Below are 15,249 nucleotides of genomic sequence, written 5' to 3' on the forward strand. Positions count from 1 at the left end.
GAGTAAGGCACGCTAATCACCGCCCCCAAAGAAGCCCCAGCCCCCCGCGGCTGGGGCTTCTTTTGTTTCTGGCCGTGGCCGGTGACTTATCGGGCGTCTCGGCGCACCAGTGCTGGCCGGGCTTCAACGCATGGCGGCGGTGCCTTCCACTTGGCACGGTATATTTGTTTACGCCTTCCACCCCATCAAACCGCCTTCTGCTATGGCCGCCATCACCTCCCTCTCGCAGCTCGACCCCAACGGCGTGTATTCCTACGCCGACTACCTGACGTGGCAGTTTGACGAGTTTGTGGAGCTGATAAAGGGCAAGGTGCGGCGGCCGATGTCGGCGCCGGTGCCCATTCACCAGCAGTACTCCGTCAACCTGACGACGGAAATTCGGCAGTTTCTCAAACGCAAACCTTGCCGGGTGTACGCGGCTCCGTTCGATGTACGCCTCACCCGCAGCACGGGCAGCGGCGATGCCCAGATTCAAACCGTGGTGCAGCCGGACATTTGCGTGGTCTGCGACCTGACGAAGATTGATAAGCGCGGCTGCCTGGGGGCCCCGGACTGGATTATCGAAATCGTATCGCCTGGCAACCTCCGGCACGACACGAAAACGAAGTTCGACCTTTACGAGGAAAACGGGGTGCGCGAATACTGGGTGGTGTTTCCCGGTGAGCAGACCGTGCTGGCCTACGTGCTGGACGAGCACGGCCGCTACGAGGTGGCCGGCGAATACGCCGCGCCCGGCCCCATGCCCGTCACGGTGCTGCCCGAGCTGGCCGTGGAATGGAGCGAAGTGTTCGACGCGGCGGTGTAATCCCGGCTCGCGGGATTAGCAGTGCCTCGGCACGGCGGGCTGCTCGGGGGCGCGCCGGCCGTTGGGGTTCTTGGCGGAGATGGATTGCAGGAATGCAAACATTGCCAGGCAGGTGGCAATGTTGGGCCGGGCGGGGCGAGCGGCCGTTTTGGCAGGGGGTAGCGCGGAGGTTGTAGTCCGCGTCCCCGGCGGATGCCCGAACGATGCGGACGGCACGGGGACGCGGACTACACCCCCCGCGCCACCATCCCCGGCATCCTTACACACGCCTCATCCCTGCTTACACACGCCTCATTCCTCCTTACACACGCCACGGGGCTACTTACACACGCTACGAGGCCACTCGCATGTGCCACGGGGCCGCTTACACACGCCCAAGGGCTACCTACACACGTCACGCGCCTGCTTGCACATGCCTCGTGCCTGCCTGCACACGCCTCGTGCCCCCTTGCTCACGCCACGAGCCCACCCACACCCCCCACGCGCCTGCTTGCGCACGCCACCCGCCCACTCGCACCGGCGGCCCGCTTGCCCGCAACCTTTTTTTGGTCCAAAAACCTCCTCCATTGCAAGCCGAAGCGAGTGGCGTGGAACATCCACCGCTTAAACTTAGGAATAAATCAATACTATGGGGACTAACCAGTAGCTTGCCGCTTCATCATTCCCAACCCAACTACCTTTTTATGGATACCCGAGCAACTTCCATCCTCGACAGCGGCAAGCGTGTGGGCTTGGCCGCCGCCGACTTTACCAAAGAGCTGGCCGATTTCCCGCCCCTGCAAGCCGCCGAAACCGAGCGGGCGGCGCTGGTAACGGCCATCGAGGCCAAACAGGAAACCCAGGACAGCCGCACCGCCGCCGCCACCACGGCCAAGGACGATGCCCGCGAGCTGATGGCCCGCGCCACCGAAACGCTCTCGGCCCGTGCCGTGGGCTACGCCTTGGCCACCAAGCAGCTCGGATTGAAACAGGCCTTCACCCTCAGCTACGCCGACGTGCGCTACGGCGAGGCCACTGAGGACGTGAACCACGTACGCGAGCTGGTGGCGCAGGTGCAGGCCCTACCCGCCGACGTGCGCAAGGACTACCGCCTGACGGAGGCCGTGATTCAGGCCCCGGCCGACGCGGCCGACTTGTTTGAGGCCGCCGATGATGCCCAGACCACGACCAAGGCCGCCCCACGCCTGGCTACGCTGGCCCTGCCCGAGCTGCTACGCCGCCTCAGCGCTGCCTTGCGCCTTATGGAGACGCTGCTCAAAGGCCAGCGCACCGATGCCGACCCCAATTTCCGGTGGCCGGCTTTCTATGCCGCTTTTGCCGAAGCCAACAAGCGCCAGGGCCTGCCCGCCCGCGCCCGCAAGGCCAGCAGCGGCACCCGCATCGTGCGGACGCTGCCCGTGACGGCGACCTCGGACCAGCCCCTGCGCCTGGCCAACACCAACTACGGCCCGGCCTACACCCTGACGGTGGAAAACCGCGCCGCCACACCCCTGCTGCTGTGGATGGCCCAGAAAGACGGCGCCAAAACCACGCCCCTCCCCTGCCCGGCCGGCGAGGTGACGGTGCTTACCCGCGAGAAGCTGGGGCCGGAAACGGCCCGCTACCTGATGGGGCAGTTTGAAGGCGCGGCGGGCGGCAGTGCTACGGTGGTGGTGCGGCGGGTGGTGTAGCGAGCTTGACTGCTGATGCGAATACAGAAAAAGCCCTCATGGTAGTATGAGGGCTTTTTCTGTATTCGCATCACCAAGAACTACTGTAAAACGCCCGCTGGTGGGGCACGTTGGGGTTCTTGGCGGAGATGGATTTCAGGGAGCTAAACATTGCCGGGGTAGTGGCGAAGTTGGGGCCGGGTGGAGGAGGCCGTTTTGACAGGGAGAGTGCTGTATTTAGCTATATTGCGAACCCAACTACTTGCTAAGAGACAAATTAAAACTAGACTTCATCCATTTTAGGCATAGCTTCCGCAGAGTGTTTTGCGGCAACAGACGCACTCTAATACACTACACACTTAGTTAACACTAAGTCACTGTAAATATGTTATAAATCGATTTGCGCACAGGAGAGCAAATAACCTGCATGAGTGATTCTATCCATCATCAACCTCTAGCCGACCAAAGTGGGAGAAATGCGCGTCGTGGCTTTGAGTACCAAGACCACATCGGGGCTCGATATTGCTTACAAATGCTCACTAATCCAGCGCTGCTGGAAGTTTGGTTAGAAAGCCACGATGACATCACATTAGTATGGGATATAGGAGACGGTATTGTTGTCTATGAGTTTATTCAAGTTAAATTCATAGAACGCAACTGGCTTCTTAGTTCTGTTATTAACCGCGAAAATGGGAAGGATGGCAAGCCCAGGCCAGGTACAGCGCTATTGGAAAAATCACTAGCTCACAATCAATATCAGGAGACGGCTAGGTTTCGGCTTGTTACCTCCCGCGAAGCCTGTTCTGAGCTGGTGGGGCTACGATTTCCATTAGCATCTCCTGAACGATTGGCTGCGAAATCCGGCCTAGACCAGACTGCCACCAAGATTAAAGCGTACTACAAAAAACAACCCTCTCCTCCGGCAGAGGCTGACCTTGATTATTGGCTAGATAACTGTGTCTGGGAAACTTGTGAAAGCACGTTACTAGGGCTCGAAGCTCTCAATCTAATTACACTTGAGAAAGCATTAAGGCTACAAGGGTTCGGTATTTACCCGGAATACCGCATCAACCTGTATGGTCTGTTATTACGCAAAGTTGCTGATGCTTCCATTAAGGACCCTTACACCAATAGAGATGCTTTCAAAATAAAGCGGCAAGAATGTATTGCTTGGCTCTGCGATACAGCTATCGAAGTCAGTCATGGACCTGACCCTAAAGACAAATTAGGGTCAAAACTACATGAAATCGGCGTTCCAACTCCTGGTATTGCACTCGCTAGAGAGGCCAAACTGCTTTACAACTCTGAGCGTCGCGATAATGACTTTTGCGAGCCGAAAGACTTGCGAGCAATGGAAGCAGAGATATTAGGCAGGGTTTCAGCTTTGCAGCGCAAACAGTACAATCCGCGTACCGAGCAACCCCCTTTAGATTTTTATGATGCTTGCTTAACCACCGCCGTTGACGTATTACACCAACAGCGTTTTGTAGATGATGATGGCATCACTATTATACCCAGTAGCTTAGCCGAAGGCTACGTGTACGAGATTGTAGACCGCTGTTTACTCCGTTTCAAAAACCCTATTCAGTAACGGAGCCATGCAATCACTAAAAACAATTAGTCAATTGTCTATCGGACGCACGCTGACGGCCGACGATATGATTGAATTTCATGCATCTCGCCTACTTCTGCTTATTATGCTCTGCGGTGTTCGTAACCGAACAGAAGGTGTCTATACGATAGAAGGACTAACAAAACTTGCGAAGCTAGACTTTTTTGTTCGTTATCCTGCTTTCTTTCAGCGAGTAGCGACGCATCTTAATGCAAAGATAAAAGCAGATGATTCAGTGCCAGAATCAAAGATGATTCGCTTCCATTATGGCCCCTGGGACAAACGCTACTACCAGATACTTCCTTACCTAGAGGCGCGTGGTTTGCTAGAAGTGATGAAGGTGGGTAATACATACAATTTTTCTCTAACGCAGAAAGGTGCAGAAATAGGAAAGACTTTGAAAGACAATCCATCCTTCGAAGCTCTAGCAAGTCGGATGCATGATGTTAAGCGAGTGCTAGGGGGCAAGACCGGCACTGCTTTAAAAGATTTAGTCTACCAACTATTCGAAGAAGAAGTAGCAGACAAAAAACTCAACACCCCAATTGGTTAGCCATGAGCCAGACGCTATTTATTCGGCAGATATCGCGCTTCGACACTGAAGGCAATGAAGAGACGCTAGAGTTTGAAGAAGGAGTAAATATTATAGTCGGTCCTACTAACAGTGGTAAAACTGTTTGGATGGCTATGATTGACTACGTTCTAGGCGATGATAGTACAGCAGATAAGGCATTCTTTGGAAAGCAAGATGCCCATGGCATCAATCTGTCTAAAATTTATTCCGAAATCAGAGCCATCATAGAAATCGGCGATACAGAATACGTATTAGAGCGCAGATGGAAAGAGCAGGGTGTATCGAGCAAGACATTGGTTGATGGCAAACCAATGGATACTAAGGAATTCTCACAGTTCGTTTTAGAAAAATTAAAAATCCCTATTAGTCGTTTTGTACAAGGAAATCCCTATTCTGAAAATTCGATACTTGATATTAGTTTTCGGATGATGCTCCGGCACATATACCGGCAGGAACGTTTTTGGGGTGACCTTGCAGACAGGCAATTTCCCTTAGAACAGTACGCTGTTTTAACTAAATTTCTAGGTCTAGCTGATAAAATTTTTGCAATTGACAACGAGAAGCTTTTGGAGAAAAAGCGTGAACTATTCAAATTAGAAATTGAAAAAGAACAATATGAGACTACACTTGATAAAATAGTTAGAGGGTTCAACTACGACGGTGGCGAAAACCTAGTATATGCCACCACTAATCTAACAAAGGACAAAATTAAAGCTTTACAGTCTCGTTCAGAAGCGCTATTACAGCAGCGCAACGATATTATATCTGGTGCAGCAGCAGGAGTTTTGCAATCAGAGAATGATGATATAAGCCAGTACCAGGAAGTAAAGCTGTCACAAGCCCGTGCTGTAACTTTCACAGAACTAGATAAGCTACAGTTAGACCGTGAACAACATACTCAGCGCATAAGGAAATACGAATCCATCCTTGCCTCCTCTAGTGCAGAGTTGGAACGGCTAATTCGCGTTCAGACTACAGGGGGGCTTTTCGCTGACTTGAAAGTGACACATTGCCCTGCCTGTGACCAGCCTGTTCATGATACATATGAGCACCCTGATGATTGCTTCTTATGTCATCAACATTTGCCTGTGGAACCATTAACCAAGGAAAATGACCGACTTAATTTTGAAATTAACCAAGTTCAGACTGAGCAAAAAGAACTTGTCGAAATTTTAGCTAAAATGCAAAAGGGCAAACTAGAACTTGATGTCAAGTTCTACTCGCTCAGTAATGAACTAGGCCGCATCGACCGTGACCTAGCTCCTATACGGCAAAAATTAGCCGGTTTAGTTGATGCCCGTTTGAGTGTGATTGACCAAGAACGCGGGAGATTACTTGAACAGATTGAAAATTATCGTCGGATTGAGAAGAGTCTAGAGACAAAAGCTGAGCTAACGGCTAGAATCACAATGCTTCAGAACCAAGTAGGTGATTTAGAAAAAGATGTTGCTCGTGTAGGGTCTCCTAATTTCGAAAAGGCTTCTGATGACCTAGTGGAAGGCATGATGGATTATATCAATGCCATTGTCAAAGACAGACCTGCTCGCTGGAATCATCAAGGCCGCATTAATTTACTCATTAACGAGAAGGGCTTTGAATTTTATATCGGCCCTACTAAATGGTCATCGCCTGGTGGCACCACAAAACTTTATTTTCTATTCGCTTATCATTATGGCTTACTTAATCTTACAGGTAAAAATGGTTATCACTACCCTGGTTTGTTAATAATGGATTTTCAAGCTGGCCTTACCGATGGGGAATTGCTGAAGCGCACAGAGAATTACATAGTTCAACCATTTATAGACCTTTGCGGTGCTTCTCCAATAAGACTACAAGTAATTATTGCAGGCCAATCTTTCGAAGACTTAAAGGATTGTAACTTCATCCGCTTGGAAGAATATTGAGCTTGAATCGCACTTTAGTTAAAAGTAATCCTGCTATTCCAATGTTACGCGAATCGCAAAACCCAGAAGCCCCAGCACTGCCAGCGGCTGGGGCTTCTTCGTGTCACGGCCCACCGGAAGCCGTCAGTGGCTCCAACCTTATATGGCTGATTAGACCGATACGGGCGCTGCTGCAAGCCCCGCGCCCCGCAGGCAACCGTTTGACGCGGTTAAAACGGCGCCTGAAAATAGGGCCACGTGAAATAGAGCACCGCGCCTTGCAGCAGCGTCAACACCAGGGTAACGCCCCAGAAAGCGGCTTTGCGGTTTTTATGGTGCAGCAGCCAAATCGCCGCCCACGCGCCGGGTGCTGCGCCCGGTAGTGTGGCAAGGTGCAGCGTTTTTTCGGCGATGCGCCGCTGGCCCCGTTGGGCTTTGCGTTTATCCCAGGCGAAGAGCAGGAAACACAGCAGATTGAAAAATAACAGGCAGCTCAGGAGGATGGTCATGGGGGCGGGCGGCGGGCCTTGCGGCTTAGGCGGGGCAGGGTTTCGGCCGGGGTAATGGTGGCCCGGGTCTGAACCGGTCGGACGGGTTCGGGAACGGGCGCGAAAAACGGGATGCCAGCGGTTTGGCAGCCGAAGATGGCCCCAGCGGGGCCGCAAGTTATGGCGCTGCGTTCAGCAAAAAGGCGGGGCATCTTCCAGAAGCCCTAGCCCCGCCAGCGGCTGGGGCTTCTGCATGGCACGGCCCGCTGTAACGCCGCCATCTACGCCATTGCCGCGCACCCAGCTCCGCGGCCAGCGTAACGGCGTTGTCCCCGAAGCCCGCGGCAAAGCCCCGCTTCCCACCGGCTGTGGGGCTTTTTGGGGGTGTGCCGGGCCGGTGAGAGCGGCCGTTGGAAGCGGCGTTAAACTTAACGGCACCTTAGTTACTTCCGCTATGGTTCACTTCATCTCCCAACTACAGGCCGGGGCCCGCTGGGCGGCCACCCCGCCCAAATTTCCCGCAATGACCGTTCTCTACTGGCTGCGCAACGACCTGCGCCTGCACGACAACGAGGCCCTCGCGGCCCTGCCCGCCGACACCACCGCCCTGCTGCCCGTGTACTGCTTCGACCCCGTGGCGCTCGGGCCCGATGCCTACCTGGGCCGGCCGCGCACGGGGCCCCACCGCCTGGCCTTCTTGCTCGACAGCCTCGCCGACCTGCAGCAGCGGTACGCGGCGCTGGGCTCGGGCATCCACTTCGCCGTGGGCCGGCCCGAGGAGGTGCTGCCCGCCCTGGCCCGGCAGCTGGGCGCCGGGGCCGTGCACGCCAGCACCGAGCACACCACCGAGGAAGAAGAAGCCGAAGAAGCCCTGGTAGCCGCCCTCGGCCCGGCGGTGCCCCTGCGCCGCTTCGAAACCCTGACGCTGCTGCACCCCGCCGACCTGCCCATTGCCGTGGGCCGGCTGCCGCTGTCGTTCAGCAAGTTTCGGTTCGACGTGGCGGCCCACGTGCGCGTGCGTCCTCCCCTGCCCGCCCCGCGCCAGCTGCCGCCCCTGCCCGGCGGGTTTGCGCCCGCGCCGCAGCCCACGGCCGAGGCCCTGGCCACCGCGCTGGGGCAGCCGGCGGCGGCCCGGCCCGTGCCCGACCGCCGCTCGGCCCTGCCCGCGCTGGGCGGGGGCGAAACCGCCGGCCTGGCCCGCCTGCACGACTACGCCGTGGAGCGCCACCTAATCGGCCGCTACGACGACACCCGCAACCAAATGCTGGGGGAGGCCTTCAGCACCAAGTTTTCGCCCTGGCTGGCCAACGGCAGTCTCTCGGCCCGGCAGGTGTGGGCGGCCATCGATGGCTACGATGCCGCCCACGGCGCCCGCAGCAAAGGGGCCATGCAGCTGCGGCTGGAACTGCTGTGGCGCGACTATTTCCGCCTGCTGGCCCAGAAAACGGGCCCCGATTTCTTCCGCTGGCGCGGCCTGCGCGACCAGTTGCCCAAGCCCATCCGGCCCGACCAGGCGGTGTTTGCGGACTGGGCCGCCGGCCGCACCGGCAACGCCTTCGTCGACGCCAACATGCGCGAGCTGGCCGCCACGGGCTTCATGAGCAACCGGGGCCGGCAAAACGCGGCGAGCTACCTCATCCACGACCTGCACCAGGACTGGCGCTGGGGCGCGGCCTGGTTCGAGCACCTGCTCATCGACCACGACGCGGCCTCGAATTGGGGCAACTGGAAGTACATCGCCGGCACTGGCACCGACGTGCGCGACACCGCCTTCGACGTGGCTCAGCAGGCCCGGCGCTACGACCCGCAGCAGCGCTACGTGCGCACCTGGCGCTCGTAGCCCCGGCGGGCCCCTTCGCAGGGCTTTCCGCGGAAAAATCGACTGCTGCTGGCCGCGGCGGGCCTACAACTTATCTGACGTGGAGGCTATGCCTCCAATGCCGCACCAGCGGCAGTGCGGGGCTGTGACCATCGGCTCCTCCCGGCGCTGTGTGCTATCGCGAGGCACAGCCTCGCCCAGAAGACTGTCACGAGTTACGCTGCGCTAAACTCGCGCAGATGATGCCGGCGGCTCTTGGTTCCGGGAATCCCCCGCCCCACCCGCGGCTGGGGATTCTGCATGTCACCGCCCACCGGAAATCTCGACTGCGCCGCCCTTGTACGAATAAAATTGATATGCTGTCCAATTCGGGCCGTTTTACCGGTGCGCCTCCCTCCCGGCCTCGAAAAATGCTTGGCTTAGGGTGTGTAGAAAGTAATCAGCAACGGGTCTTTTCAATGCTAAAAGGCCGTCATGCTGAGCTTGTCGAAGCATCTCTACCGCAATAGTAACTGACTACGTTGCGCGGCAGAGATGCTTCGACAAGCTCAGCATGACCGTTTATTTTGTTACTGTCCACCCTAGCCAAAACCGCGCAAGCTGGGCAGAACTTAATAGCTCTACGCCACTTGCGCGGTCCCGCATGGGCCCGACCAACCACTAGTCGATACAGGGCACAACCCTACCAGGTATGCCCCTGCGGCATCTAAGCCACCAGTTACAATCCGTTGGTGGAGCTGTGGGCAAAGCGCTCTATCATTTGGAAGAGAGGGCCATCGGCTGGGCTCTGGCTGGGGTCGCGCAGCTTGAGCTGGCGGGGGTTGGCGTAGCCCTGGATTTCTGCCAGCTGGGTGGCGGAGGCGGTGTGAAAGCCCATCGACCACTGCGCGAAGCGGCGGACGGCAATTGGGCCATAGGCCAGTCGGGTCACGGTTTGGTGGCGTGGGTCGCGCAGGAGCTTCCCGTACAGGTCGCACAAGGCGGGCACGTCGGCTTCCAGCACCTGCACAAACTGTTTGTTGCCATAAAGCAGTACGCCGGTGATATTCTGCTCCTCGTTCCACTGCCGGGATTGTCGCAGCAGCGCAACCAAGTCGTCGTCGGAAAAAGGCTGCGTGGCCTGGCTCATATAAATCAATTGGTGCATCGGGTGGCGGGTAGGGAAAGAAGAAGATAACTGAGCCGTAAAATAAGAAGGCGTGCATAAAAATATGGCCTGGGCAGTACCAGAGGCCATAATTTATCACTTTCCGCGCCCCGGCTTGCCGGGCCAAAGCCCCTCTCCTGCTACGTTTTTTTAGCCTGCTATCGAGTAGCGGGAGCGTCGGGAGGAATGTTGAGCTTTCGTGGGGCGGCGGGCGCCTCACCCCCGGCCCCTCTCCGGTGGAGAGGGGAGTCTGACGATTTCGTTGAGCGCATTTCTGGCTCGCCTCTCCGCGGGAGAGGGCTGTGGTGAGGTGACCAGGGCCGTAGGCACGGCTACTTTAGGTTGGATGGTCCTATGTTTGAGCCGGTGCTTAACCTTAGGCTCCCTCTAATCTAAACCTGTCATGCTAACCGAGGCGGAAGCAATTCTCATTCAACAGGCGCTGAGCCAGCGCGTCATCCGGCACGATGAGCTGCCCCGGCCGGTGCGCGTCATCGCCGGGACCGACGTTGAGTATGACAAGCACAGCGACCAGATTGCCGGCGCCATCGTGCTGCTGGACGCCGACACAAAGGCAGTGCTCGAAGTGGCCACTCATGTTATGCGGGCCCCTTTTCCGTACATCCCCGGCTTGTTCTCGTTCCGCGAAATGCCGGCCCTGCTCGCAGCTTATCAGCAGTTGCGGCGGCAACCGGATGTCATTATTTGCGATGGGCACGGCTTGGCTCATCCGCGCCGGTTTGGCCTGGCCTGCCACCTTGGGGTCGAGCTGGACATCCCGACCATCGGCTGCGGCAAAACCCGATTCATTGGCCGCTACGAAGGCCCAGACCCGGAGCGTGGAGCGTCGGCTCCCCTCCTCGATGAGGCGACCGACGAGGTGCTGGGCCTCGTGCTGCGGACGCAAACGGGCATCAACCCGCTCTTCGTATCGGTTGGGCACCGCGTTTCGCTGGCCACGGCCGCTCAACTGGTGCTCGCAATGAGTGAGGCCGTGCGGCTGCCTGAAACCACCCGGCAAGCCGATAAATACGCCCGCGAGGCATTGCTAGCGGCTATCGGCTGATATGGATATTGCCCCAACTGAGCTAGGGTGTATTCTTTGACCCACTAATTATGAAGCAAAATTCTGTAGGTCAGCGACTAAGAAAGAGTGATTAAGAACATGGCCATGAGCGCAAAATTCTTCATTACATTGAACAAAGCCCTACAAACACGCATAATTATATTAGCAAGAGCAATTCTATACCTAATGCAAACTACTTAGCAGAGGCAATAAACCATTTTAAGAACGTGAACCCAGTATGGCTGTTCACTGGGCGGGGAGAGGGTTTTAAGGCTGATGCCCTTACCCCGCAAACCTAGACAAACATTTCCGGCAAAAAGAACGCAGATAAAAACACTTACTCCCGATACGCTCACGCTATTGCAACAAGGTCCTTTTACTCAATACGGCCACGTGAACGTTGGTTACACATTCATTCGCTGGAGCGAACACCATTAAACAACCCAAGGCACCTGCGCTAGCAGTAGTCATGCTTAGAAACTGAAGCCTCCTGTGCGGGGGCATAACCTGCCTAATTAGTCCCCTCTGCCATTCTACCCATGAGCAGCTTCCGCTACTTTGTTCACCGTGCGCTCGATGCTGAAGACGGAGGTTCCTCCACCGTCGAACGGTTTACCGATACCCTGCTTATCAGCTTAGTACTACTTAACACGGTGGCCGTTATCATGGAGTCGGTACCACACTTGTACCAGCAGTATCGTAGTTGGTTTACCGGGATTGAGATAATATCGGTCTATGTTTTCACCCTGGAGTACGTGGCCCGTGTTTGGTCAGCAGTAGAAGACCGACGCTTCCGACACCCCATCAGTGGGCGCCTACGATTCGCTTTCACGCCGTTTGCCCTCATTGACCTACTGGCCATTCTGCCCTTTTATCTTACTCTGGGGGGCTTTGACTTGCGATTTTTGCGCGTGGTACGCCTCTTCCGGGTGCTGAAGGTAACGCGCTACGTGAAGGCACTGCGGCTCATTCAGAAGGTAGTGCGCCGGAAACGACCCGAACTGCTCGTGACCGTTGGTGTGATTGCTGTCATGCTCATTCTGGTATCGAGCATGATGTATTACGTCGAAAGCGAGGCCCAGCCCGACAAGTTCGGTTCCATTCCCGAAACCATGTGGTGGGGTGTAGCTACGCTGACTACTGTAGGTTACGGCGATGTGTATCCTATTACACCACTAGGCAAAATACTTAGCAGTTTGATTGCCGTGCTTGGGCTGGGGTTGTTTGCCATTCCCACCGGCTTATTGGCATCTGGCTTTACTGAGCATGTCACTGAGCAGCACGCACTAGAGTTAACTGATATTGATAAGGAACGTGACTCCCTCAAGCTGGAAATAAACTTGCTCCGCAACCAACTGGCGATGAAAGACCAACTCATCGCCGCTAAAGACGAAACCATCAGCCTCCTGCGCGGGGGGTATAATCGACCTAATTAATGCCCCGACCTACTACACTAATTCTGCCTACGCCAAACGTCGAGCAAAACACCACTATTGTTATATAAAATTAGCCTCCCCATAAAGTAAAGAAATACCCAACCAGCCACAGAAATACGACTAATTCGAGGGTAGTCTGCCGACCTTTACGGTGTCCATGCCTACTGCTCCCGCTTCCCACCCGTATTCTCTCGGCTTCTGGCTGATGTGCTTGTCGTCGTTTCTGTTTTTCCTCAGCTTCAACCTGCTGCTGCCGGAGCTGCCCGACCACCTCACGCAGCTGGGCGGCGGCGAGTACAAGGGCTACATCATTGCCTTGTTTACGCTCACGGCGGCCCTGTCGCGGCCGTTTTCGGGCAAGCTGGCCGATACCGTGGGCCGCATCCCCGTGATGGTGTTTGGTTCGTTGGTGTGCTTTGTGTGCGGGTTTTTCTACCCCTGGGCCCTCACCGTGACGGGCTTTCTGACGCTGCGGCTGCTCCACGGCTTCAGCACCGGGTTCAAGCCGACGGGGACGGCCGCGTTCATCGCCGACATCGTGCCCGTGGGCCGGCGCGGCGAGGCTATGGGCCTGCTCGGCGTGACGGGGTCGCTGGGCATGGCGTTTGGGCCGGCGTTCGGGTCGTGGATAGCGCAGCACTTCTCGTTGAACACCATGTTTTACTGTTCCAGCGGGGCGGCCCTGCTCTCGCTGCTGGTGCAGGGCACTCTCACCGAAACGCTGCCCCAGGCGCAGCGGCGGCGCTTTAGCCTGGGGCTGCTGAAACTGAAATGGACCGAGGTGCTGGAGCCCCGCGTGCTGGCGCCGGCCGTGGTTACGCTGCTGTGTCTGTTTCCCTACGGCGCGGTGCTCACCGTGGTGCCCGACCAGAGCCGGCTGCTGGGCCTGACGGGCTCGACCAAGGGCCTGTTCTACGTCTGCTACACGGTGGCCTCGCTGGGCATCCGGCTGGTGGCGGGCAAGGCCTCCGATACCCACGGACGGGTGCCGGTGCTGCGGCTGTCGGCGGGCATTCTGGCGGCGGGACTGGCGCTACTGGTGTGGTCGCCGTCGGTGGCGTGGTTTCTGACGGCGGCCGTGGTAATAGGCATCGGCACGGGGCTGAATTCGCCTACGCTCTACGCCTGGACTATCGACCTGAGCCACCCCGAGCACCGGGGCCGCAGCGTAGCCACCATGTACATTGCCCTCGAAATCGGCATTGGCCTGGGGGCGCTGCTGGCCGGCTGGATATTCGCCAACCAGCCCAGCCGCCTGCCCTACGTGCACGGGCTCAGCCTGCTGTGCGTGCTGCTGGCCGTGGCTTACCTATTTATGGTGAAGTCGAGCGGCCCAATAGTGGCTGCCGACGAGGAACGCGCCCCGGTGCCATCGGCCGAAGAAGTAGTGTGAGCGGAATTAAATAATGGCTATTATTTAAAAGTATTGGCCTATTTTTGGGGATTCAAAACTATCTACTCCTTTTCTTTTTTGCTGATGCAAGCAACTCTACTGCTGCGCCACTGGCGGCGGGTACTACTAATACTGGGCAGTTGTCTGGCAGTCGGGCCTGTTCGGGCCCAACCGGAGCCAGTTAAATTTGGTCAGGTTGACAAAAAGGACCTCACGGCCGCGCCCTTCGCGGCCGACAGCGCCGCGGCGGTGGTGCTGTGCGACTATGGTACCTCGCGCCTCAAGGGCAAGGGCAGCGGCTTTGAAGTGGTTTTTGAGCGGGTAACGCGCATTAAAATCCTCAAGAAAGCGGGCTACGACATGGCGACGATTGAAATTCCGCTCTACCACCGCGACGGCGACCAAGAAAAGATATCAAACCTGCGCGGCTTCACCTACAACCTGGTGAACGGTGCGGTGGAGAAAACCAAGCTGGAGCCCGGCAACGCCTTTATCGAGAAGCGCACGCCCACCGTGAACGTGCAAAAGTTTACGCTGCCCAACGTGCGCGAGGGCGCCGTGATTGAGTACGCCTACACGCTGCGGTCGGACTTTCTATTTAATTTCCAGGACTGGACGTTTCAGTGGACCGTGCCGGTGCGCTGGAGCGAGTACCGGGTGAGCATTCCCACCTTTTATCGCTACAAAATCATCTATCAGGGCAATCTTGCCTTTGCGGTCAATAAGCCCAGCATCGGCTCGGTGAACCTGATAGTTGATGACAAACTGCCGAATGGCGCCGGGCTCTCCTCCGGGCAGGTGACGGGCAGCCTCAACATTATGGCGCCCACCGAAGAGCACCAGTGGGCCCTGAAGGACGTACCGGCGTTTCAGGAAGAACCATATATGACCACGGCTCGGGACTACCTCGCCCGGCTGGACTTTGAGCTGACCGGCGAGCAGTGGCCCGACCAGCCTTACCACGACCTGACCGGCAGCTGGGAGCAAAACAGCGAGCACCTGCTTGGCAGCGAGAATTTTGGGGGCCGGCTTGGGCACGTCGGCTTTCTGAAAGACCAGCTCCAGGGCGTGCCGGCCCGCTACCCCGAGCTAGCGGCCCGCACCGCGGCCGTGCGCGAGGTGGTGATGGCCGCCATCCGCTACGACGGCCACGACGGCTACTACGCCCGAGAGCCGCTGCGCAAGGCCTTCGATGCCCACCGTGGCTCGGCAGCCGATGTCAATCTGATGCTCATCGCGGCCCTGCGCGATGCCGGAATCCCGGTCCATCCTGTCTTGCTCAGCACCCGCGACCACGGCCAAATCAGCCGGGAATTTCCGCTCCTCGAACGGTTCAACTACGTGGTGGCCCTGGTGCCGCTGCCCGGTGGCAAAGAC

Annotated in this window: 14 protein-coding genes; 10 read left to right on the forward strand and 4 right to left on the reverse strand. The window is 57.1% G+C overall.

Going from position 1 to position 15,249, the window contains the following annotated elements:
• The first annotated feature begins 202 nt into the window (after nucleotides 1-202).
• Nucleotides 203-805, forward strand: coding sequence for a Uma2 family endonuclease (locus tag WX88_RS22615; protein WP_046246716.1), 603 nt, complete (start codon nucleotides 203-205; stop codon nucleotides 803-805).
• 15 nt (nucleotides 806-820) lie between these two features.
• Here the strand turns inward: WX88_RS22615 and WX88_RS30405 are convergent, their stop codons facing one another.
• Nucleotides 821-1,021: a hypothetical protein gene (locus tag WX88_RS30405; protein ID WP_156176357.1), complete on the reverse strand. Its 201-nt coding sequence runs from the start codon at nucleotides 1,019-1,021 to the stop codon at nucleotides 821-823.
• 467 nt (nucleotides 1,022-1,488) lie between these two features.
• Here WX88_RS30405 and WX88_RS22620 point away from each other — a divergent pair, with 467 nt between their 5' ends.
• The 4 genes from WX88_RS22620 to WX88_RS22635 all read left to right on the forward strand — a co-directional run bounded on the left by WX88_RS22620 (nucleotide 1,489) and on the right by WX88_RS22635 (nucleotide 6,544).
• Entirely contained in the window at nucleotides 1,489-2,475 is a 987-nt protein-coding gene (locus WX88_RS22620) for a hypothetical protein (RefSeq protein ID WP_046246700.1), read from the forward strand.
• Nucleotides 2,476-2,881: 406 nt separating this feature from the next.
• Nucleotides 2,882-4,045, forward strand: coding sequence for a dsDNA nuclease domain-containing protein (locus tag WX88_RS22625; RefSeq protein WP_046246701.1), 1,164 nt, complete (start codon nucleotides 2,882-2,884; stop codon nucleotides 4,043-4,045).
• A 7-nt stretch (nucleotides 4,046-4,052) separates the two neighbouring features.
• Nucleotides 4,053-4,619 carry a hypothetical protein gene (locus tag WX88_RS22630; RefSeq protein ID WP_046246702.1) on the forward strand — a complete coding sequence of 189 codons (567 nt, stop codon included), beginning with the start codon at nucleotides 4,053-4,055 and terminating at the stop codon, nucleotides 4,617-4,619.
• Between the two features lie 2 nt (nucleotides 4,620-4,621).
• A complete protein-coding gene (locus tag WX88_RS22635; RefSeq protein ID WP_046246703.1) occupies nucleotides 4,622-6,544 on the forward strand; it encodes an ATP-binding protein in 1,923 nt (640 codons plus the stop codon).
• Nucleotides 6,545-6,753: 209 nt separating this feature from the next.
• Here the strand turns inward: WX88_RS22635 and WX88_RS22640 are convergent, their stop codons facing one another.
• The gene (locus tag WX88_RS22640; protein WP_046246704.1) at nucleotides 6,754-7,032 is read right to left on the reverse strand and encodes a DUF1294 domain-containing protein; all 279 of its coding nucleotides are present in this window, start codon (nucleotides 7,030-7,032) and stop codon (nucleotides 6,754-6,756) included.
• Nucleotides 7,029-7,223: a hypothetical protein gene (locus WX88_RS22645; protein ID WP_046246705.1), complete on the reverse strand. Its 195-nt coding sequence runs from the start codon at nucleotides 7,221-7,223 to the stop codon at nucleotides 7,029-7,031. The genes WX88_RS22640 and WX88_RS22645 overlap by 4 nt, the downstream gene beginning before the upstream one ends.
• A 242-nt stretch (nucleotides 7,224-7,465) precedes the next feature.
• On the opposite strand from WX88_RS22645, the gene WX88_RS22650 reads away from it, so the two are divergent.
• Nucleotides 7,466-8,851, forward strand: a complete 1,386-nt coding sequence (locus WX88_RS22650) for a DASH family cryptochrome (RefSeq protein WP_052733002.1) — start codon at nucleotides 7,466-7,468, stop codon at nucleotides 8,849-8,851.
• Between the two features lie 697 nt (nucleotides 8,852-9,548).
• Here WX88_RS22650 and WX88_RS22655 read toward each other — a convergent pair.
• On the reverse strand, nucleotides 9,549-9,977 hold the full coding sequence (locus WX88_RS22655) for a BLUF domain-containing protein (RefSeq protein ID WP_052733003.1): 429 nt from the start codon (nucleotides 9,975-9,977) through the stop codon (nucleotides 9,549-9,551).
• A gap of 403 nt (nucleotides 9,978-10,380) precedes the next feature.
• Between WX88_RS22655 and nfi the strand changes: the two genes are divergently transcribed.
• The 4 genes from nfi to WX88_RS22675 form a co-directional block, all read left to right on the forward strand.
• Complete coding sequence (gene nfi, locus WX88_RS22660; RefSeq protein ID WP_046246706.1) at nucleotides 10,381-11,043, forward strand: deoxyribonuclease V; 663 nt, start codon at nucleotides 10,381-10,383, stop codon at nucleotides 11,041-11,043.
• Between the two features lie 539 nt (nucleotides 11,044-11,582).
• Nucleotides 11,583-12,479, forward strand: a complete 897-nt coding sequence (locus tag WX88_RS22665; protein ID WP_052733004.1) for an ion transporter — start codon at nucleotides 11,583-11,585, stop codon at nucleotides 12,477-12,479.
• A gap of 157 nt (nucleotides 12,480-12,636) precedes the next feature.
• Nucleotides 12,637-13,872 (forward strand): MFS transporter, encoded by a 1,236-nt coding sequence (locus WX88_RS22670; protein WP_046246707.1) that lies wholly within the window; start codon nucleotides 12,637-12,639, stop codon nucleotides 13,870-13,872.
• 84 nt (nucleotides 13,873-13,956) lie between these two features.
• The coding region (locus WX88_RS22675; RefSeq protein WP_156176358.1) for a DUF3857 domain-containing protein at nucleotides 13,957-15,249 on the forward strand (1,293 nt) is incomplete at its 3' end.

It is taken from the genome of Hymenobacter terrenus, assembly GCF_000972495.1.
GTDB lineage: Bacteria > Bacteroidota > Bacteroidia > Cytophagales > Hymenobacteraceae > Hymenobacter > Hymenobacter terrenus.